The sequence below is a fragment of the Salimicrobium halophilum genome, assembly GCF_900100295.1.
Taxonomy (GTDB): domain Bacteria; phylum Bacillota; class Bacilli; order Bacillales; family Halobacillaceae; genus Salimicrobium; species Salimicrobium halophilum.
Map to the genome: position 1 here is coordinate 13,732 of NZ_FNEV01000003.1, position 21,292 is coordinate 35,023.

Annotated in this window: 13 protein-coding genes; 6 read left to right on the plus strand and 7 right to left on the minus strand. The window is 43.0% G+C overall.

All coding sequences use genetic code 11. From position 1 onward, the window contains the following. Positions 1–57 precede the first annotated feature (57 nt). Positions 58–2,454 (plus strand): DEAD/DEAH box helicase, encoded by a 2,397-nt coding sequence (locus tag BLQ44_RS05830; RefSeq protein WP_176757436.1) that lies wholly within the window; start codon positions 58–60, stop codon positions 2,452–2,454. A 42-nt stretch (positions 2,455–2,496) separates the two neighbouring features. Here BLQ44_RS05830 and BLQ44_RS05835 read toward each other — a convergent pair whose 3' ends face one another. The 3 genes from BLQ44_RS05835 to BLQ44_RS05845 all read right to left on the minus strand — a co-directional run bounded on the left by BLQ44_RS05835 (position 2,497) and on the right by BLQ44_RS05845 (position 6,655). Then, on the minus strand, positions 2,497–3,954 hold the full coding sequence (locus BLQ44_RS05835) for an N-acetylglucosaminidase (RefSeq protein ID WP_245688119.1): 1,458 nt from the start codon (positions 3,952–3,954) through the stop codon (positions 2,497–2,499). Positions 3,955–4,112: 158 nt separating this feature from the next. Further along, positions 4,113–5,168, minus strand: a complete 1,056-nt coding sequence (locus BLQ44_RS05840) for a glycosyltransferase family 4 protein (RefSeq protein ID WP_093192952.1) — start codon at positions 5,166–5,168, stop codon at positions 4,113–4,115. 293 nt (positions 5,169–5,461) lie between these two features. After that, a complete protein-coding gene (locus BLQ44_RS05845) occupies positions 5,462–6,655 on the minus strand; it encodes an N-acetylmuramoyl-L-alanine amidase (protein WP_093192953.1) in 1,194 nt (397 codons plus the stop codon). 244 nt (positions 6,656–6,899) lie between these two features. On the opposite strand from BLQ44_RS05845, the gene secA2 reads away from it, so the two are divergent. Together secA2 and BLQ44_RS05855 are read left to right on the plus strand one after the other, a co-directional pair. Beyond that, positions 6,900–9,287 (plus strand): accessory Sec system translocase SecA2, encoded by a 2,388-nt coding sequence (gene secA2, locus BLQ44_RS05850; protein ID WP_093192954.1) that lies wholly within the window; start codon positions 6,900–6,902, stop codon positions 9,285–9,287. Then, positions 9,287–10,198: an accessory Sec system S-layer assembly protein gene (locus BLQ44_RS05855; RefSeq protein ID WP_093192955.1), complete on the plus strand. Its 912-nt coding sequence runs from the start codon at positions 9,287–9,289 to the stop codon at positions 10,196–10,198. The genes secA2 and BLQ44_RS05855 overlap by 1 nt, the downstream gene beginning before the upstream one ends. 23 nt (positions 10,199–10,221) lie before the next feature. Here the strand turns inward: BLQ44_RS05855 and BLQ44_RS05860 are convergent, their stop codons facing one another. Continuing rightward, on the minus strand, positions 10,222–10,437 hold the full coding sequence (locus BLQ44_RS05860) for a ribbon-helix-helix domain-containing protein (RefSeq protein WP_093192956.1): 216 nt from the start codon (positions 10,435–10,437) through the stop codon (positions 10,222–10,224). Between the two features lie 77 nt (positions 10,438–10,514). On the opposite strand from BLQ44_RS05860, the gene BLQ44_RS05865 reads away from it, so the two are divergent. The 3 genes from BLQ44_RS05865 to BLQ44_RS05875 all read left to right on the plus strand — a co-directional run bounded on the left by BLQ44_RS05865 (position 10,515) and on the right by BLQ44_RS05875 (position 16,769). Further along, complete coding sequence (locus BLQ44_RS05865; protein ID WP_176757437.1) at positions 10,515–11,852, plus strand: S41 family peptidase; 1,338 nt, start codon at positions 10,515–10,517, stop codon at positions 11,850–11,852. Positions 11,853–11,932: 80 nt separating this feature from the next. Continuing rightward, positions 11,933–14,269 carry a leucine-rich repeat domain-containing protein gene (locus BLQ44_RS05870; protein WP_176757438.1) on the plus strand — a complete coding sequence of 779 codons (2,337 nt, stop codon included), beginning with the start codon at positions 11,933–11,935 and terminating at the stop codon, positions 14,267–14,269. Then, on the plus strand, positions 14,262–16,769 hold the full coding sequence (locus BLQ44_RS05875) for an RCC1 domain-containing protein (protein ID WP_093192959.1): 2,508 nt from the start codon (positions 14,262–14,264) through the stop codon (positions 16,767–16,769). The genes BLQ44_RS05870 and BLQ44_RS05875 overlap by 8 nt, the downstream gene beginning before the upstream one ends. An 85-nt stretch (positions 16,770–16,854) precedes the next feature. Here the strand turns inward: BLQ44_RS05875 and BLQ44_RS05880 are convergent, their stop codons facing one another. The 3 genes from BLQ44_RS05880 to BLQ44_RS05890 are packed head-to-tail and all read right to left on the minus strand — an operon-like array spanning position 16,855 to position 21,253. Continuing rightward, a complete protein-coding gene (locus BLQ44_RS05880; protein WP_093192960.1) occupies positions 16,855–19,005 on the minus strand; it encodes a hypothetical protein in 2,151 nt (716 codons plus the stop codon). A gap of 12 nt (positions 19,006–19,017) precedes the next feature. Further along, entirely contained in the window at positions 19,018–20,469 is a 1,452-nt protein-coding gene (locus tag BLQ44_RS05885; RefSeq protein WP_093192961.1) for an Ig-like domain-containing protein, read from the minus strand. Between the two features lie 25 nt (positions 20,470–20,494). Continuing rightward, positions 20,495–21,253, minus strand: a complete 759-nt coding sequence (locus tag BLQ44_RS05890; protein WP_143004699.1) for a hypothetical protein — start codon at positions 21,251–21,253, stop codon at positions 20,495–20,497. Between the last annotated feature and the right edge of the window lie 39 nt (positions 21,254–21,292).

Below are 21,292 nucleotides of genomic sequence, written 5' to 3' on the forward strand. Positions count from 1 at the left end.
TTTTGCGAGGAATAGCGTGGAGTAAGAAAGGGTAAAGGGATAGGAGGAGGAATGCACATGGATTTCACGAATTACTTCCGAAACAGTCTGATCGACGCAGAACGATTCGCCACCAGATACAGCGATATAAAAGACCGCGCAGTACCTCTTTCCCTAGATGAACTCAGGGAAGGAAAAGTAACGGAACAAACTGCAAAACAACTTTTCAACGAAGAGCATTCTTCTCTTGAAATACTTATCAATCCGCTTCTATTATATAAAGAATCCACCGGAACGATCGCCCCTTTATGGATTCCGGCAAAACTTCTATCTTCAGGGCGGCTGGCTCCGCATCCAAGAGACATTCCCTGGATGTCCATGTACTACTTATCACCGTCCCGTACCGGAGAACGATCCATCGGACATATGGAGGATTACGAACGTTTCTTCCAGAATCACGGGTTCACTTTCCATAACTGGCCGGAGGTGTTCACCTTCGCCTCCGAATTGTTCTCTTATGTCACCGGTTATAAGCTTGATACCTTCACTCATGAATCATACAAGCTCCTGGGAAAAGCTTCCGTTTCTATAAAGAGTGATTCTCTCGGAGACAAGGCTCCACTCATACACATCCTCGACGATCTGAAAAAGAAAGATCAGCACAACCTTCCTTCTCTTTACCGTTCCTTCATTTCCCTGGAGGAACAGGAGAAAGAAAAAATCGACATCATGGACACCTATACATCATCTAATTCGCGGCATCTCGGTCATATTCCCGGTAACGATGCTTTATCGGATTCTCAGCGACAGGGGCTGGATCTTTTCTTATCTGAAAACGAAAGGAATTTCTTCGCTATGAATGGACCACCCGGAACCGGAAAATCCATGCTGTTGACGTGCGTTTTCGCTTCGCGTCTAGTGGAGAGTACTATTGAAGAAAAGCAGGCTCCTCCTCTGCTCGTGGCTACAGCCCATGACCAATTCACAGCCATGGACCTTGCCGGCGATTATCTCTCCATTGACGAGCAGCTGCACAAGCGATGGCTTCCAAATGTGAACAGCTATTCTTTGTATGCAAGCCGGGAACCGATATCCTCTGAATGGGAAGTCTCCCGTTATCATTTAGACGGCCCCTCGTCCTTCCGAGAGCATATGGAAGATACCGAATATGTGAATCAAGCGACACAAGCCTACTTGAAGGAAGCCGGAAGTTATTTCAAGAATCAATGGGAGGACATCCGGGAAGTGACCGATTTGCTTCATGGAGAATTGATGAACACCGTTTCTGATTTGAAAGGCGCGTTTCGGATCCTGGAAGATGGCAGCGAAAGAGAAGTGGAAAAGTGGCTCAAAAATCATGGCTATGAAGGAAGCACAAAAGAGGATATGGCTTCTTGCCTGGATCTCGACTATCGAACGAAAGCTTTTTCGTTAGCCGCCCGCTACTGGGAAGGTCGTTTTCTTCTGGAACATGAGCCGGATCCGCAGGCTCCTTTTCTCCTCCGGTTCCAATCATTCAGGAAAATTGCACCGCTTCTTGTCATACCGATCGCTGATTTGCCTCTTTTCCTGACAGAAGAGGAAACCGAAGCACCCGCCTATGAAGCGATCGATCTACTCATGATCGAAGAGTCCGGTCAACTTCTGCCGGAAATGGCTGCCGCGGCTGTTTCTTTGACAAAAAACATCCTCGCTATCGGTGATGTCCATCAGGTGAAACCACTCTTCAACATCACGAAAACGTTCGACTTCGCCAACATCCTGAATAACGGCTGGACAGATAAAGAACATTTAGAACCAGAGCTGATCAACAGTGGACTTGCGGCTAGCAGCGGGTCGATGCTCAGGGTATGCCAACGACTCAGCCGCTTCCACATGCACCCGGAGGTTAGCGGTGTCTTTCTGACTGAACATCGAAGAAGTGTTCCGGAAGTCATCAATTACTGCAATGAATTGATGTATCATAACTGGCTGAAACCGATACGTCCTCCTATCGAGCAGTATCCTTTTCCTCATCTCGGAATCGAACACGTAAACGGGGAAGTTACCAGACATAAAACCGGCCTTTCTAATAAAGTGGAAGTAAAGCGTATGATTGAATGGATTGAAGCACAAAAAGACACGCTTCAGTCTTTCTATGAATCAGATGACCTGTCTACTCTAATAGCTATTGTCACCCCTTTCGCCGAACAGAAAGAGGAAATAGAGAACCAACTAGAAGCTAGCGGACTCTACGGCTTCACTGTCGGTACCATCCATATGATGCAAGGGGCGTCCAGTCCGGTCGTTCTTTTTTCAAGCGTTTATCAGAAAGATACATCAAGTCATATGAACTTCGATGAAGACTCTACCCTTTTGAACGTTGCTGTGTCCCGTGCCAAAGATGCGTTTCTCGTATTCGGAAACGAAGAGATTTTCTCCAAAGGTGGCGACACCCCTTCTTCTCTTCTTAGTAAGCATCTACAGACTATATAAAAAATCCCTCGACCATTATAAAAAGGTCGGGGGATTCATTATTTACTCAGCCTTGCCTTCGTCTGCCGGCTGGTCTCCGTTGTTTTCATCATCTGATTCTTCTTCGAATTTTTCAGCTACATAATCTTCATCTTCCAGCAGCTTCTGGTCATAACCGCCGAGATGCTGATCAGCCATATACATATGACCGGCAATTTTCTGTCCCCAATAAGGATCCGAGGCATATTTCACATTCATTCCCGTCGACTTATTACCAAGCGTGTAGCCGTTAAAGTACGACCCGTCTTCAACGAGATACTGCTTAGTAAGCTTCTCTTCTACGAGATAACGGATCGAAGCTTCGAACGATTCATACTCCATTGCCGCTTCATATGCATTACCGTCATGGGCATCGATACCGAAGAGGTTATTTTTATCCTGAGCAATCCGGCTCTTCCCCCATGCACTTTCATGAATGGCATGGGCCATCAGATATAGAGCGTTGATACCGTACTCTTCGCCCACTTTGACGAATGCATCACCGTGGCCGATCAATGGGCTGTCGGGTACACGTGAAGAAATATACTCATCGAGCATTTCACCCGTATAGTGGCTTTGTCTGCGAAGGTCCATATGGTTGAAGAATTTTGCTTCTTCCCCGTTGAACGTACGACCATCCCAGCTCGTTACCGTTTCTCCTTCGTCCATCGAAGCAGGAGCTTTCCCGTAGCTGTACGTAGCGTAACTCTCACTTAGCGGACGATAGATGGTGTGCTGCAGGGTTCCACCCGCGTTTTTATAATAAGACTCACCCTTTTGATAAGCTTCAGGAATAAACGTGACGTCTTCAGGTTTCACAAAAACGGTTCTTCCTGCTATTTCAGCTTCAATCGCTTCATTATGAGAGCGTACATAGTCAAGCTCTGTCTGACCACTCACATACGTTGATTGACTTGTGAGAGAAGCGTCGTTATAGAAAACCGTAAACGCATCCGTTGCCAGTTGTGAACCTTCCGGCGCCCATAAAACACTGCCATTTTTGATAATGACCTGTCCGTTTTGCGCGTTCTGAACACCTTCCCTAAGCGTATCGTAAGAGGTGCCGAGTTCCCAATCATCCAGTCCGTTCAACGTCACCGTCTGAAATTCTTTGGAGACATGAAAAGTCAATTCCACTTTTTCCTTCAAAGCCTTGTTACCAAAGCGGGACTCGATATTGTCGAGAATATGTAAGGTGTACTTGGTATCCACCGGATAGTCGACCTTAGAATCGACTTTCACCGTTTTCCCGTCTTCCATGAGAGAGATGTCAAGATCGGGTACCCGCTCTCCGTTTTCATTCTTAATAATAACCGTGGATGGATTCACTGAACTTGCTTTCAGTTCCGTATTGAATTCGATATGCCATACTTTATCTGCCGGCACGTTGATCTCTTCTCCCCACTCTTTCGTTTCTGCCTGCGCACAAGTGGCAAAAGCGAAAATAGCCAAAAGCACCAAAACCGGAGTAAGCCATTTCATCTTCACGTAAAAAACTCCCCTTTTCTATCAATCTAGCACCATTATAACGGCTTTACCACAATATGCCTACAGCTAAATGGGACTATCTTTGATAAGAAAAGCTCATCATAACAAAGAAGAACTGCTCTTCTCCTAAGAGAAAAGCAGTTCTTCTGCATCTACCGCTTCGTACGCTGGCTTCGAATCAGGTTCAGAATCGGACGATATTCCTTCCCGATCAGTCCGGTGAATTCCACTAACAGCTCTAACATCAGTACTAGGAATCCGAGTACGAGAAATGCTCCATACAACGTCGCCTGAGAAAAGATCACAGCAGCCAGACTGAAGAGTGCGCTGATCGTATAAATGACCAGAACCGTTTCCGGGTGGCTGTAACCAAGATTCAGCAGGCAGTGGTGCAAGTGTGATTTATCCGGCGCGGACATAGGTTTCTTCTGAAGTTTCCGGCGGATAATGGCAAAAATGGTATCAGAAATTGGTACACCGAGAATAATAACTGGTATGACGAATGAAAATAACGTCACGTTCTTGAATCCAAGCAAGGAGAGAACACTGATCATGAACCCTAGGAACAAGGCCCCGGTATCTCCCATAAAGATCTTGGCCGGATAAAAGTTGTAGATTAAAAATCCGAGTGTACTACCGAGCATCATCAGTCCGGCAAACACAACGAAGACGTTCCCCATGGTGATAGCCATCCCCGAAATCGTTAAAAGCGCAATGGCAGAAACACCAGCCGCAAGCCCATCGAGTCCATCGATAAGGTTGATGGCATTCGTAATGGCGATGATCCAGATCATTGTTATGATTTCACTGAACATCCCGAATTCTAAAGTGGTTTCTGTAAAGGGTACGTTTATGAAAGATACAACAATCCCTTCTCCACCATATACGACAATTCCTGCAGCCAACACTTGACCGAACAGTTTCCATTTAGGTGAAAGCTCTCGCAGATCATCCCACACCCCTGTAGCGATGATCAATGTCGCACCGATCAATACCGGCCAAAAAATTGGAGTCGCCGGCATGAATAAGAAGTATCCGATAATAAAACTGACGAATATTGCTAACCCGCCTAGACGCGGCATCAAAATTTTGTGGACTTTTCTTGCATCTGGTTTGTCAGTCGCTCCTATATATACAGCCAGTTTTTTCACCAGCGGTGTTATAAAAATAGCTGCAATGAAGCAAAATAGTAAGGCCTTATATTCCATCAAGACCCTCCTCCGTTTATTAGTGTCCCCTCACCCTTGTCGAATACGCTGATGAATATTTTCCAATTTCAATTACACAAACTATTAAGATTATACCACATGTATCCCGGGGGTAGAAAAGATTTCTTTAGTAATAGATAACCTAATCTCAAGACGTTAAACTAGTTCAATCGACACATAATGCAAATAATGACAACATATTCCTTGACCATTCGACATTTATTGCTTCAGTTAATAGAAATAAAAAACTGCCCCTTATGGCCATCCACGATGACCATAGGGACAGTTAACCTTTAATTCACTTCCAGTTTATAATACTCTTCGATTCCTCGTGTAACTGCTTCTGCGAAAAGTTCACGATAACGATCGGACATCAGTTTCGGATAATCCTCGGAGTTCGTGATGAACCCAAGTTCAACAAGTACCGCTGGCAGGAATGTTTCACGGATAACATGGAAGTTTCCGTGTTTTCCTCCTCCGCGATCACTCATATTCGCCATCGCGACCAGTTGTTTCTGAATTTCTTTCGCCAATAGGCAGCTCTGTGAAGCCGTAGATGTCCCGTCCTGATAACAGAACGTTTCAGATCCGTTTGCAGAACGGTAAGCTGCATTTGTGTGAATACTTACGAAAAGGTCGGCAAACCTCTCTTCTGAGAATTCCACACGTTCTGATAGCTCAAGGAATGTATCAGTGCTTCTCGTCATAATCGGGTCGGCACCACGAGCTTTCAGTTTGTCATAGATTCGCTTAGAAACGTCGAGGTTGATTTCTTTCTCCATACCCTGACGATCATTCGCTCCGCCATCATGGGCACCATGTCCAGGGTCAAGAACGATCACCTGATCCTGCAGAACACCGCCGCTTACGGCACGAAGCTTCATGTAGTTCTTGTGCAACCAAGCTTCCTGTCCATTATAATCTACTTTTGCCCAATAACCATCGTATCCGTAGATTTCTACGCGGTCCCCTTTCTTATAGGCACCAAGTCTTTCGGATGAGGAAGTTGCATCTTTACGGACATTCAAAGTATCCGATGTGACAGTTCCGAAAGCGACTACGTCGTCCCCCGGTTCAGGAATCGGGTTTAAGATTTCACGTTCTGTGGTAAACACTCTTTTGTAACGATCTTTCATGTCTTTGCCATTTTTGAATTCGATTGTCTGACCTACGAAAAGTGTATAAGTCGATCCTCCGCGGTAGCCATCTTCAGGAGCTGGCACCACTACGGTACTCCCATTTTCGACGTAAGGTTCAATACCGTCGACTTTTCCTACACCTTTCTCTTTCACTTCTATATTCCACTCATTCAGACTGTCCTCTTCAACTTCCATGTTGAAGTCGATCCTCCAGTCCTTATGTACACTCACATTTTCTGCTTTCTCTCCGACACTGATGAACTTGATTTCTTCCGCATTCACCGTCAGGGGCAGGATCATGAAAACCAGGAAACTAAGCAGCAATCCGACATTTGTTCTCGATGACATCCAGGTTCCTCCTATTAAACATATTTTCTCTATTTTTCACTTTCTAAATAATACCATGAAGCCACTTTTATTTTCTACATTTTTCCCACAATATTATTCTAAATTAGGCAAAAAGATATACTTAGTTTTACAATTCGATTACAAACCGCACGTTTTGAAAGTTTTTCCGAGATAACTAGTCACTCTTTTCCCTTCATGCTAAAATGATGGATAGTGACTTTACTAATCTGGGGAGCGTTTACTTATGATTGAAACGATTAAAAAGAGTCTTTTCGACAAGCACGAACGACAACTTAATAGATACAGGAAGATGGTCCAGGCTATCAATGCTAAAGAGCCGGAGGTGGAGAATCTCTCCGACGAAGAATTACAGCAAAAAACGGAAGAGTTTCGTTCTTCCATTGAAAACGGCGCGTCCATTTATGATATTCAGACAGAAGCATTCGCCGTTGTACGGGAATCAGCACGAAGAGTGCTCGGTCTTCGACATTTCGATGTACAACTGATCGGTGGGCTTTCTATGACAGAAGGAAACATTGCTGAAATGGCGACTGGTGAAGGAAAAACATTAGTAGCTACCTTGCCAAGTTATCTAAGAGCCCTGGAAGGAAAAGGTGTACACGTTATTACAGTCAACGAATATCTGGCAGAACGTGACTTCGAAACGATGAAACCATTATATGAGTTTCTTGGCCTGACCGTAGGGTTGAACATTCCACAAATATCACCGCAGCAGAAACAGGCAGCTTATAAGTCGGATATTACATATGGAATCGGAAATGAGTTCGGTTTCGATTTTCTTCGTGACAATATGGCACAACAGAAACAGCAGCAGGTTCAGCGTCCTTACCATTTTGCCATCGTTGATGAAGCAGATAGTGTATTGATTGATGAAGCGAAAACGCCACTCATTATTGCGGGGAAAACCATGGCCAGTGCGAACCTCCACAAGGTATGTGCCAGTTTGGCCAAATCTTTCAAGGAGGATGAAGATTATACGTTCGATCGTGAAACAAAAGCTGTGAGCCTGACAGAAGATGGCATTACTAAAGTCGAGCGTGCTTTTGGTATCGACAACCTCTTCGACCTGGAACATCAGACGCTCTATCACTACACCATTCAAGCCGTAAGAGCTCATGTCATGTTTGAACGGGATGTGGATTACATTGTACACGAAGGCGAAGTGAAACTTGTAGACATGTTTACAGGTCGTACAATGGAAGGACGAACGCTATCCGATGGTCTTCATCAAGCTATTGAAGCAAAAGAAGGTCTTGAGATTACAGAAGAGAATAAAACACAAGCATCAGTGACTGTGCAAAACTATTTCCGTATGTATCCGGTCCTTTCTGGAATGACCGGCACCGCAAAAACGGAAGAGAAAGAGTTCCAGACCGTCTACGGCATGGATGTCATCCCTATCCCAAGAAATAAACCGTTGCAGAGAATCGATTACGATGATCTCGTGTTCGAAACGAAAGAACAGAAATACCATGCAATGGTCGAAGAAGTAAAGAATCGCCATTACAAAGGTCAGCCGATCCTTATTGGTACTACTTCCATCCTTCAGTCGGAAAAAGTGGCTGAATACCTTGATGAGGAAGAGCTTCCTTATGAACTTCTGAACGCGAAAAGTGTGGAACAGGAAATTCGTCTAATCTCCATGGCGGGACAGAAAAACACGGTCACTATTGCGACAAATATGGCCGGTCGTGGTACAGATATTATGCTTGGAGAAGGAGTAGCCGAAGTCGGTGGTCTCCACGTCTTAGGAACGGAACGGCACGAAGCTCGCCGGATCGACAATCAGTTGAAGGGCCGTTCTGGACGCCAGGGTGACCCTGGTTCCACCCAGTTCATCATTTCCATCGATGACGATATGATGCACCGTTATGCTTCTGATGAAGTGGAACGTAAGAAGAAGTCACTGAAAACGGACGAAGAAGGACTCGTGAAGAACAAAGATATCCATAAGTTCATTGATACTGTGCAGAAAATCAGTGAAGGAAGCAATTATAATATCCGGGAATTCACATTGAAACTTGATGATGTGATCAACGACCAGCGTGAAGTCATTTATGAACTTCGTAACCGCTTGCTTCGCGACGAAGATACTATTTCTCATCTCATCCCGATGCTTGATTCTTATACGGATGAATTAATAGAAAAGCATTGCCCGGATACTATAGCTCCTGATGATTGGCCAATAGCCGATATCGAGAACGAGTTGAATCGAATGATGCCAAGCATTCGTCTTCACATGACAGAGAAGAATTTTGAAGACATCGAAGAGGTGAAAGAGTTTGCCGCCCGTGCTGTAGAGAGCTATAAAGAGCAACTGGAACAGATAAAGAACAACACTATTCTTCAGTCGCGGCTGAGACTTGGAGCCGTTACGATCATGGACCAACTCTGGACACGACACTTGGAGATGATGAACCGTCTGAAAGAGGGTGTTGGTATCAGACAATACCAGCAGGAAGACCCGATTCGTCTATATCAAAATGATGGACTCGACATCTTCCAGCATACGTATTTTGAAATGAAAAAAGGCATGTTAATGCACTTGGCTCAGCTGTTGGAAGGCCTATATAAAAAACAGGCAGCCAAAAAGAAAAAGGAGAATCAGTGATGCTCAACTTTTTTAAAAAAAACAAACAACAGGAGCAAAATCTGAGCAGTAAAAATGGAAACTCTACTATTGATGCTTCTGAACTATTCGATGATACACAGGAAGATCATTCTGAAAGATTAGTAGAAACCCCTCTTTCTTTGCCACCTGAATGGAAAATTAGCGAAGAGGAGATCTACGTATTCAGATTCAAAAACAACGAAAATGAACCGCTAAAACCGAATCAGGTTTCGTTGGCAGGCTATGAGATGGATAAATCAGGTGCCGATGTGAATGTCGGTGGATTCATTCGTCATTCCCTGCCGAAATCGATTTCTTTCAATGAGACGACAGTCGTACTTATGAATGAAGAAGGTCAGCGCCTTGCTCGAGCATCTTTTGATCTCAGCAAAGCTGGTGAACTTCCACCTGAATCTAGCCGTCCTCACCCATTCATTTTCCAGAAGAAAGACCTTCTTGTAGAGAAAGAAGAAATCCCTACCGAGGGATGGAAATTAGCCTTTGAGCTCAAGAAGAAACCGAAACATTCTCTGGATCTTCATGAAAGCTGGGAACAATCTATGGCTGATGAAGATGTTTCGCAGCTCGAGGAGTTCGTAAGTCGCTTGAAAGCACCGAAGCAAGGGGAAGTCAATTTCATGGGAGTCAAAGCCAAGCAGGCAGAAAACAATGACTTACACGTGACGATTCTTATAAGGAACGGAAGCGAAAAAAATATCGAACTGCAACAAGTCCCACTTCAGATTGAAGATAATTCCGGAGAAGTGATTGCTAAAGGAGGTTTCACATTAGAAGACTTTGAAGTGAAATCCAACACTAGCAAACCTTGGACATTCATCTTTCCTGCTTCTCTCTTGCAAAAAGAACATCCAGATTTAAGCTCTTTCAAAGCTTATCCTATACAAAAATGAGAGGCGGGGTGATTCCCCGCCTCTCATTTAGAATTTTGCTGTTCCAGATGAGTTTTTATAAGTTCATACATATTTACACTATAATTTCCTGAAGACTTCTCTGCTACGTCTACCTGATGAGTTAAGAAACTGGCTGCAAAAGATAAGTAAGCACTCTTACTGATCCCCAATTTTTTGGACCTCTCATCTATGGTATTATACAACTCTTCTTCCATACGTACGCTGACCTGTTTTTTCATGAATGGCTCAACCTCCCTTTTGTATCATAAAACTTTTACTTTTGATTGTAAAGATTCCCCGGAGAAAGGAAAATATCATGCTTAAATCCCGAATTCCCCTTATATTGCTGTGCATCTTATTTCTCATTCCGTCCACGTTATCAGCTCAAACTGAGCAAGATGCGAAACAATTCATTTCCGAAAACTATGTCGAAGAAATCTCCCCGGAACTTTTGGATCGACCGTTAGAAGAAATTCTTCAAAACCTGGATCGCTATTCAAGATACCTCACGAAGAAAGAGCTTGAACAAGTCTATAACTCTATCGATCAGGAACTTCAAGGGATTGGAATTACTTTGAAAAACAGAATTATCCAGGAGGTCCTCCCGGAATCTCCGGCATCTGAAAAAGGATTAAAGCCTGGAGACGAAATTATAGAAGTGAATGACATAGAGTTGACAACTGAAACGCCGGAAGAACTAATCACCATGCTTAAAGGGGAAAAAGGTACAACTGTCTCGTTGACCTTGAAGAGAAATGGAGACACCTATTCGACTACCTTAATAAGAAAAACCCTCACTTTGCCTTCTGTCACCTTCCATCGTCTTGCAGGCAACATCGGTCACTTGCGTATTCATACGTTCAGCCGGACCCTTGCCCAAGAAATCTCTTCCATTGTTACTGAAGAAGAGGTCGAACACTGGCTGATCGATATCCGGAACAATGCGGGAGGATATGTCAGAACTGCTCGCCAAATTGCAGGTTTCTTTCCCCAGGTAGAGAATGCTGTTCAAATAAGAAACCATTCAACCACTGAGCTACTATCTTCCCTCCCTCAGAAAGAAACCTTTGAGGAATCGAGTTCACTATTGATAAATGGGGGAAGTGCCAGCGCCTCCGAAATCATGGCAGGTTTCTATAAAGATTATGAAGTCGGACCACTATATGGCTCCACAACTTACGGGAAAGGTCTTATGCAAAGACCTTATTATCTTGATAATGAAGATGGATTTTTACTATCCACTCATTATATAGAAAGCCCTTATGGTAAAAGATTTAATAATACAGGGATTGAACCCGACCATGTTACTTACCTTCCTTTGATCGACTCTCATTATGAAGCACTAGAAACTGTCACTGATTATAGACCTTTTCCTGAGATGAACCAGGTCAGCCCTGATAAGACATTCGAAATTCTACTGAATAAACAGGCGGACGTAATCTCTCTCACTAACCATACAACCCTATTCCAACTGGGAGGGGAAGAAGTTGAGTTCGACCTATCAGCATCCAGTGAAAATGAACACGCCTACGAATTGACTCCCTCCCTGCTCGTTCCAGGGTCAGAATACACTCTAGTCATCGAGGAAGGCTGGACATCTTCTGATGGAGACCAGGCACAACAAGGAGTAATCAAGCGATTCAACGTGAAATGAAACATGGAATTCCCATCGTTTCATTTCATTTTTTTTATGCCGATAATAAAAGAAGGAATTATTGTAGGAGGCGACGATCATTGAGGAAATTTATCACCCTGTTTTTGGCATGTATCATTTCAACATTTCTGTATCATAACTCACACGCAGCAACCGGAATAAATCCGAAACTTGAAGATGAAATCAAAAATGAACTTCAAATAGACCAACTCACACCATCCGAGATAGAGAGCGTAAAAGAACTTGATCTTAGTGAAAAAGAGTTGAGTAACCTTGAAGGACTCGAGAAATTCACCAACCTTGAAGAACTCGACCTTTCTCATAACAACCTTACAGACATCGCAGAATTGGATGAACTTCGTAATTTAGAGAAACTGTTTCTACAGAACAATCAAATTTCAGAAGTATCTCCACTTTCTTCTAAGCCGACTCTACAAGTACTGAGCCTTTCTTCCAATACAATCACTGACATCACTGGGCTGGACAGCCTGCCGGCATTGAAAGAACTGCGCTTAAATAATAATGGAATAGACGACGTGCGTCCCCTTACCTCCTTTGAAGGCTTGCACAGGTTGTTCTTGAACAATAATAATCTTTCTACCTTAGAAGGTGTTGGGGGCCTAACGGAACTAACATACCTGTGGGTAGATCATAATACTCTTACTAACCTTGAACAGGTAACCGAACTTCGTCAGTTGGAGAGCCTTCATTTCCAATGGAATGACATACAGGACACGACTCCCATGGAAGATTTGTCTGAATTGGAGTCCGTATGGGGACAATATAACAAAATCACTGACATCTCTCCTTTGTATGATAAAAAGCAGCTATCTGAAATAAAAATAAACCACAATTTCATCAATGTTTCTGCGGGGTCGGAAGCTCTACAATGGTTAAAATCCATTCCGTCTTCCGCTTATCTCCCCCAGGAACAGGAATCTGGAAAGCGTGCCGTAGAATTTGCGGACGATAAATTGGAAGCATCAATTAAAGAAATGCTCGAGATTAGTAGTGCTACTCCAGTTTTCCACAGTGATGTAAATACGATAAGAACACTTAATTTAACAAAGCAGGAAATCAGTGATTTATCAGGGCTCGAGGAGTTTACATCCCTCAAGGAAATAAATATCTCCCATAATAATATAAAAAGTCTTGTTCCATTGAGTGAATTACCCTTAGAAAAAATATATGCCAGCAACAATGAGATTTCGAATTTATACCCGTTACGTGGCCTGGAAGATTTAACGCATTTGGGCTTGAGTGATAATAAGATTGATAACATCACCTATCTTAATAACCTTAAAAACATCAAATGGCTCAATCTGAACAATAACTCGATCGAAGATCTTTATGCTTTATCTGAATTGCGTGATCTCGAAGAATTACACCTTACTAATAACCTGATTCGTTCCATTAAGCCACTTCAGCGATCCTATGAACTTTCTAATCTCTGGATCAATAATAATCGCATAGATTCTATCAAACCTTTACGCAAATTGAATGAATTGGAGATTCTTCATCTATCAGGAAATAGAGTTAGCAACATCGAATCTCTGAAACAAAAAAATGATCTGACAGACTTATATGTTTCAGAAAACAGCATAGTTGATATCACACCACTGAAAAACCTGAAGGCGTTGAGACACTTGAATCTATCAGACAATAACGTTCAGGACATCGCGCCACTTACAGGCCATGAGAACTTGAGCACAGTATTACTGAATAACAATGATATTTTCAATGCGGAGCCGCTGGAAAACCTGAGATATATCGACAATCTAGATATTACACAGAACGACCTCTTACTTAACTTGTCGAAAAATAAAAATATATTAAATCACTGGGACCAGAGCTCTTATATCCCACAAAAGGAGAACTCGATTTCGACTTTCGAGGAACAAGTTCAAGTTAGTCCATCCAAATCATGGAAGATAGAATTCAATCACCCCCCCGAAGAGCTCGAATTCAACATTGAAGTGATCGACAGTACAGGAGCTCCAGTCCCTGTCACTTTTAGGGTCGATAAGAAAACAGTCGTCGTCTCCCCCAATGACCAAGGGTATGAAGAAGGGAAGAAATACAAATTACTTATCAATAAATCCCTTTCCTTCTCCGGACAACATTTGAGTAATCATACCGTGATGGCGTTCACCGTCGGAGATAAAGAAGACACCCCTCTTCATAAAACGTTGTCGGATGCTGGAGGAGTTGTTCTGCCATATGAGGACCGACCAACAGAAGTTATAATCAAAGCATCAGAGTTGGAAATCCCGAACGGTAAGTACCCCTACTTAAAAATAGGAGACATCGCTTCTTTTGAATTGAATGATGATCAGAACGGATACTTTAGAGCAGAAAATATTCCTGAGTATTACTCGGAAGACCAGTTAATGGAGGCGGAAATCATTTATGAATAAGTTTATTGTCACACTATTACTCACAATTACTGTGATTGCATTGCTTCCTCTTCCTACTTTGGCTAAATCGATGTCGGTCCATTCTAACCATACGCTGCTTTTTTTGTCAGGAGAAGGGGAACGACCTCATAACATGATAAGCTTCGGCCGAAACAACTTTGCACAATTAGGTACGGAGGACACCGACCATCGCTTTTCACCAGAAGGCATCACTTCCCTACCTCCGAATGAAACGATTACAAGCCTTGAGGCAGGAGAGAGACAATCTTTCGCCCTTACTGATAACGGGGAGGTGTATGGATGGGGATCGAATTACTACGGAGAACTGACTAATAAGGAAACTCCTGGAATCATTAAAACCCCCACAAAAATACAAAAAATGGTTAATGCAGAGTACGTTCCTTTATCTAACATCACTGCTATAAAAGCCGGCAGTTCCCATGCATTAGCGATTGATGAGTCGGGAAGCTTGTGGTCCTGGGGAAGCAATGAATTGGATCAGCTCGGTCAGCACATTCTTTCATCAAATGCGAAGTACGCCGCTAAAAAAATCGCTACTAATGATATTGATATAAAAGACATAGCTGTCTATCAAAATCATAACCTGGTGTTGGATTCTTCCGGGAATGTGTACGGTTTCGGTCAAAACATAGGTAACATTTTCATGAAAAACGTGGGACGCACTAGATCCCTTGAAAAAATCGAAAACCTTCCACCTATACAGAAGATTTCCACAGGATATTCTCATGTTCTCGCTTTAGATGAAAGTGGAGACGTATGGTCGTGGGGTCATAATTACTTTGGACAATCCAATTCTTCCGGGAATCCTGAAAGAATCGATTCACTGACAAATATAACGGATATAGCTTCTGGTCACAGTCATAACCTGGCTATTGATGAATCCGGAACTGTATACGGATGGGGAGAAAACAATTACGGAGAATTGACTGGAAGAGAAGAAATCGTTTCTTCTCCAAAACCTATCGCCTTACCTGAAAAGGCTCAAGAAGTAGAGGCAGGATACGGCTACTCTTTAGCAAGAACATCCGCTACGAATGTTTATACGTGGGGGAAAAATGATTTCGGACAGCTCGGGGACGGTACTGGAATGACTCAGACAGAACCCCGGTTATTGAAGTTACATTTTGTAGAAAGCATCGATATCAAAGAAACGAATGTACAATTGGAAAAAGGAGAAACTTATCAGTTGGAAGCTACCGTTTCCCCTGAGAGTGCTATCAATCAAACCATTTACTGGGATAGCAGCAATCCTGACGTGGTGACCGTAGATGAAAATGGAGAGATTACTGCTGTAGGAGACCATTCTGACTCTAACACCGCAATCATTAAAGCTACGAGTGCCGATGGTGGATTCACGGACACCGTGAAAGTCAGCGTTCAAGTACCTGTAACAGACATAGACATCGTTAAGAACTCTCTTACCTTGGAGAGGACTTTAACGGATGATGGATTAAAAGAAGATCGATACACACTTGAATTTAATGTTTATCCCCATCACGCTACTGATAAAAGAGTAATATGGAGTTCTTCAGACCCTTCTGTCGCACGAGTCAATCCTCAGGGCACCGTAACATCTGTTTCAGAAGGAGAAGCCACTATTACAGCCACTTCGATAAATGGTGGTTTCACTGACGCAATCCCGGTTGAAGTAAGGGTACCAGTTAATGAAATACACATAGTACGTTCTGAAGAACTTCTGAAACTTTGGGAGGACGAAGAGTTCCAGTTGGAATACAATATATTCCCCGAATTCGCAACGGACCAGAGAATCCTGCAATGGGAGTCTGATAATAAGCAGATTGCAACAGTTGATAATGAGGGTATCATTACAGCACATTCTCCGGGAACAAGTACAATTCGGGTCACTACTCTCGATAATAGAAGAAAAGGAAGCCTTGAGCTTATAGTAGAAGAAGGCGAACCATCCCGACTTTCGGGATTCACCATTCAGAACAAAGAGATTTCCATGTCCGCGTTGACATTCCAAAAAATAAATACGACGTTTTTCCCTTCTGAAAATACAAACAAAAGAATGGAATGGAAGTCTAAGAATCGAGAGGTAGCCACCGTTTCCTGGGACGGAACCATCTTCGGAAAAGCATCCGGCAGTACAGAGATTATCGGGACTACAGAAAGCGGCGGATATCAACAAACGGTAAAAGTTAATGTCACAGAGTCTGAAGAAGGTTGGAGAATCTTCCCTCAGCAAAAGGAAGTCGATCCAAATAAAGAGTGGACTCTCAGTTGGAACACAAGCCTTGATCCTGCTTCTGTAACTTCCGAGAACGTTTATATTCAGGACATGAACGGAAATATCGTGGATAGTGTAGTTGGATATAACGAGGAGACAGTTACTGTTTCCCCTTCTTCTCCTTTGACCAGCAAGGCTCAGTATTATTTGATCGTCAATGAGAATGTCACATCCTCAAAAGGAATACCTATCGAACATAACGTTCATATGCTGTTTCAAGTTAAGTGACGTGGATACACAACTGAAACTTATTCAACACAAAACCTCTGCTCCTTCATCAGGAGCAGAGGTTTTTCTATTGCTTATTCAGGAATTATAAATCATAGGGATAAAATACACCGATACGGTTCAATTCGCTGACTGGAATCTGTTCGAGAATCTGTTGCATAAGATCAGGGTTCGATAACAACTCGTATAACGAAAGCGTAGTTCCGAATACATTCGTTATCTCAGGAACATAGTTGTTTACAAACTCGGACCCTGGAGCTCCCTGTAATCGGAAAGATCTTCGTTCCAGAACTTTTCCGTGCTGGTCAAAAGCCGTCACTTTGATATCAGAAATGTCAGCATCCAGCCCAGCGTAAATGGTTGAAAACTTCTCATTATTACCTCTTGTAATATTTTCTCTTACCCCTCGGTCGGTCACAATTTCAATCGTTTCTACAGAATTATGAGCATCAATGTCGATGTTCGTGAGGTTCGGTGCAACTTCTTCATTCGGCACCAAACCATCTCTGTAGTGGATGGTTTCCAATTCTTGAATGTAAACATCCGGGACATCAATAGCGATATTGTGACTGCTATTCTGTAAGATTTCTCTATTCAAGTCCTGCGCTGTCTGGTTCAAGAAGACGTTCTCGAATCCATCAGCTGTCTTGAAATCAGCAGTGATTTTACTGTTTTCCGCATAAACACTTCCACCGAACTCATCTTTTACAGCTCCCGGCTCAATAACTACCTCATAAATCGTTCCATATTCAAGCAGTCGATCAGGATGGGAAGTGTCGAAATTGATGAATAGCTGACTGGGATCCTTCTCATTAATGACCGGTTCATAATCAAGGTCCGGCTGAATCGGATTTGTTTTCACAGAAATTTTATCAGGATTCAGTTCAGCTACCGAGTTTTCGAATTGAACGACCAACGCCTGGTTAACTCCTACACCGGCAGCGTTCAATCCATATAGTCCTGGGATTGCATACTCAGTCCCTCTGCGGAAAGGACTTCGTTCGTGATCGAACCTCTGTAGACTAGGGCTGAAATACGTACTCATGACTCTGGCTTTCTGTTCCGTATAAAAAATGATATTGTCCGTATCTACGTTGTAGCTTCCGTTGCCTTGAGCTGCAAGCGTACCATCAGGGATATCCAGAACATATTCCGTCTCAGGTTCCAATGGACCATATTTAACAATAAGTTCATCCCCCTGAACGCTCACACTATCTACATGATTGCTACCGTCCGGGTCTCTCAAAGTAATTGCATCCCGTTGCCCGGCAACGAATTCGATATCACCTTCGAACCTCGCACGAAGTGTTCCATTGATTTGTCCGGAGCGCACGCCACGTATGTACCTCCATGTCGGATCCACATAGCTGTTTCCGGAAATTGTAACCCCCGGGTCATCCCCTGAAATTTGAGTGTTCATCGCAGGGAATCCATCCGTACTGAAATGAAATACACCGTCTTCGGCTGCAATGAAATCGGCTTTAGGTAAATGTTCGATAGATACATCATCATTTTCGATAGTCAACAGCCATTCTTCACCCGTTGCGTTAGTATTATCGAATTCTATCGTTATTTTATTATCCTGACTATCACCTGCACTTGTATTAGTATTCAACACCAATTTTGTATTATCACTTGTTGTGTTTGTATCTTTGAAATATTTATTTCCCATTTCATCGTTTTGCACGATAAATCCACTGCCGGATGAATTAGCAGTAATCAAATATTGGTCGGATTCGTTGTAAGGGATATCTTTTATTATAGCTTCAGTAATCTCGGGACGATCTTCTTGAGGTATAGCCGATTCTTCTCTTTCGACCACGTGAAGCGTATAATCGGTTCCAGCAATCAGACCATCTATCGTACTTCCGATTTCACTCTGACCACTGATCAGATCTTCAGCAAATTTGAGCTCAGAGAAACCTTCTAAATTTAACTTCTCTGCATTTGCTACTACATCTGCCTCATCAAGAAAATCAGGATAGTTTGTACCAGCTGCCGCTGAACCATCGCTCAGATTCTGTCCTTCTCTCAAAATCAAGTAATGGAGAGTACCATCTGTAGGAGGCGTATCAGCTCTCGTTTCGAAAGACACACTATCTTGTTTTATCGTAGTAAATTCGAAATCATCAAAGGCACCCCCAACTGCCGCATTTACGACAGAAGTCTGAAACACCCCTGATATCACCAGTAAACTTAACGTCAACAATACGACGTTTGAATAAAGCTTTTTCATTGATCTTCCCCCTTAGTTAACGAAATGTGTTTCTTCTGTGATCAGGTCATTATATTCGTCGTAGGCACTCACTTTTATTTCAGCCCCACGAGGCAGTTGGGTTATGGCCTGGCTGTACTTGTCGTTTCCTTCATAGTGCATATTCAGAGTTTCCGTACGACTCGAATCGGCACGAGTAAATTCAACTTCGACTCTCGCTACATCACTTCTACCTTCTACGTAAACGGCATGCACACCGAAGGAAGAATATTCACTTTCTACGGATTTCAGTGCTTCTTCTGAAAGTTCAGGTGCTTCCCCTTCAAAAATCAGTACGTTTGCCTGGACCGTAATGCCGCTCTCACCCAGCATCCCTGTTACCGCATACTCTCCAACAACGTTATCTGTATCAAATTCTTCCCAAGTAACGGTTTCTTCCCGTGTCACTCCACTTTTCAGAGTTACTTCCATTTTTTCTGGAAGTTCAAGGGCTTCCCCTTTCTCAACTTTTACTGTTTTAAGGCTCTCGACAGAAGCGACATTCGACTCTTCTACTTTAAAGAGAATTCCTTCTTTAGAAATTTCTTTACCTGTACGATCCGTTACAGAAATCGTTACTTCCGCCTCTTCCGTATCTTCAGCTTCTCCTGTAATCAACCCTGTTTGTTCGTTCAGCTCAAGCCCTCGTGGCAAGCCACTTTCATCCCATTCCAAAGGACCATGTCCATCTTTCACTTTCAGTTGTTTAGAAAAAGCTAACCCTGTGTACACATTGATTTCCTGTTCTATATCGAAGGACAGGAAGTTCATCCGCTTCCCGGAAACCCGGTCCAATATCTTCTGTGCATCCGTCTGCGCTATGTTCGCATCATTATCCACGTCCGCAAATTTCTGTGCTTCTTCGTCTAGTGATTTCTTTCCGTCCGCATGCTGTAAAACACGAAGAGCCTGTGCTGCATTCATTTCGTTCGTGCCCAGCACATCTCCTGTGGCTCTCTCTTTCGTAATGCTTCCATGGTACTTCTCTTCTAGAAGCTCTTCATCATCCTCGTCTGTGAACGAAGGAGTGCTGATTTGAAGTTCCAGTGACTCGCCATTTTGAAAATCATCGGGAAGGCTGTACGTCAATTGAGCAACCACACTGTTTGTAACGCTATGTTCTTCGTCCACCGCTCTGCTCAAGAAGCTTATTTCAGCCTGGTTCCCGTTTTTATTTACTGTGGAACGGAATCTCCCTTCATCAAAATCCGGAGACATTTCTATACTTTTCAGTTCCAATTCTTCATCAGGTGTAATGATTTTGAAACTTCCTGCTGACAAATTGCTGAATTCATAAAGTTTCACATTAACAGTCGCCTCTTCACCTGTGGTGGAAACCTCCTCCACCTCGAGCGTCGGTCCATCAAACCCCAATACGCTAGGTACGGCAACACTCATGATTAAAACTAAACTTAAGAGAATTGTTGTTCCTGCTTTCTTTATCATCTATAACTGCCTCTCCTTTTTTAATCTATTTGATTGCAAACGGCAATTTGACTGCCTGCTTTAATAATTGACCATCCGATGAGAATAGTTGCTCCGATACAATGAGTTCATAGCGATATCTATTATCGTATTCGTTGACCGGTGAAACGACTGCTTTCTTTCCGTTATCACGAAGTTCAACCTCCGTAGGCACTATGTCCCCTCTGTGATTCAAAACGAAAACAGTAGAAGAATTGACAATCTCTCCACTCATTTCGGTATTAAAGGAAACAGTCCATTCTTTATCACTGGTCACTTCCTGATTCGGAAGGCTTTCTCCCTGGAACGGTTTGATGAACCCTTCACTCGAATTATAGGAAATCTCTTCTTCTTCTTCGTTATAAAGTGCTGCTTCCTTTAATGTGAATTCCGTTTTTGTCGAGTCATTGGATTGTTGTACATAAAATTCGAAATCCAACAACGTTCCCGACTCTGGCAATTCCTTAAGGGATGCAAAAGAGAGGCTGATTACTCCTTCTTTTGCCTGCTCCATATTGAGTGAAGTGATACTATCCCCGAGCACACTTCCCAGTTCGGCATCTCTTATGTATCCGAAATCTGAATTATAATGAAGCTCAAACTGACCTGCGTGTAAACCCTCGATATTATTGATGCTTACATCTAACTCTTTCGTGCCACGTCCGTCATCATAAGCGGACTTGATTGTCATACTTCCCTTTGTATCTCCCGAAACCGGCATTACTGTCATCGACAATGTAGCAAAGGCCAATACAATCACTAACATAACCTTTCTACTCAAACTCCATTTATATTCTGACATTTA

What these genes read in the sequence shown, in the direction of transcription:
- BLQ44_RS05885 (WP_093192961.1), bottom strand. Translation starts at nt 20,469, where the DNA reads ATGATAAAGAAAGCAGGAACAACAATTCTCTTAAGTTTAGTTTTAATC.
- BLQ44_RS05840 (WP_093192952.1), bottom strand. Translation starts at nt 5,168, where the DNA reads ATGGAATATAAGGCCTTACTATTTTGCTTCATTGCAGCTATTTTTATA.
- secA2 (WP_093192954.1), top strand. Translation starts at nt 6,900, where the DNA reads ATGATTGAAACGATTAAAAAGAGTCTTTTCGACAAGCACGAACGACAA.
- BLQ44_RS05875 (WP_093192959.1), top strand. Translation starts at nt 14,262, where the DNA reads ATGAATAAGTTTATTGTCACACTATTACTCACAATTACTGTGATTGCA.
- BLQ44_RS05845 (WP_093192953.1), bottom strand. Translation starts at nt 6,655, where the DNA reads ATGTCATCGAGAACAAATGTCGGATTGCTGCTTAGTTTCCTGGTTTTC.
- BLQ44_RS05865 (WP_176757437.1), top strand. Translation starts at nt 10,515, where the DNA reads ATGCTTAAATCCCGAATTCCCCTTATATTGCTGTGCATCTTATTTCTC.
- BLQ44_RS05855 (WP_093192955.1), top strand. Translation starts at nt 9,287, where the DNA reads ATGCTCAACTTTTTTAAAAAAAACAAACAACAGGAGCAAAATCTGAGC.
- BLQ44_RS05890 (WP_143004699.1), bottom strand. Translation starts at nt 21,253, where the DNA reads ATGTTAGTGATTGTATTGGCCTTTGCTACATTGTCGATGACAGTAATG.
- BLQ44_RS05860 (WP_093192956.1), bottom strand. Translation starts at nt 10,437, where the DNA reads ATGAAAAAACAGGTCAGCGTACGTATGGAAGAAGAGTTGTATAATACC.
- BLQ44_RS05880 (WP_093192960.1), bottom strand. Translation starts at nt 19,005, where the DNA reads ATGAAAAAGCTTTATTCAAACGTCGTATTGTTGACGTTAAGTTTACTG.
- BLQ44_RS05830 (WP_176757436.1), top strand. Translation starts at nt 58, where the DNA reads ATGGATTTCACGAATTACTTCCGAAACAGTCTGATCGACGCAGAACGA.
- BLQ44_RS05835 (WP_245688119.1), bottom strand. Translation starts at nt 3,954, where the DNA reads ATGAAATGGCTTACTCCGGTTTTGGTGCTTTTGGCTATTTTCGCTTTT.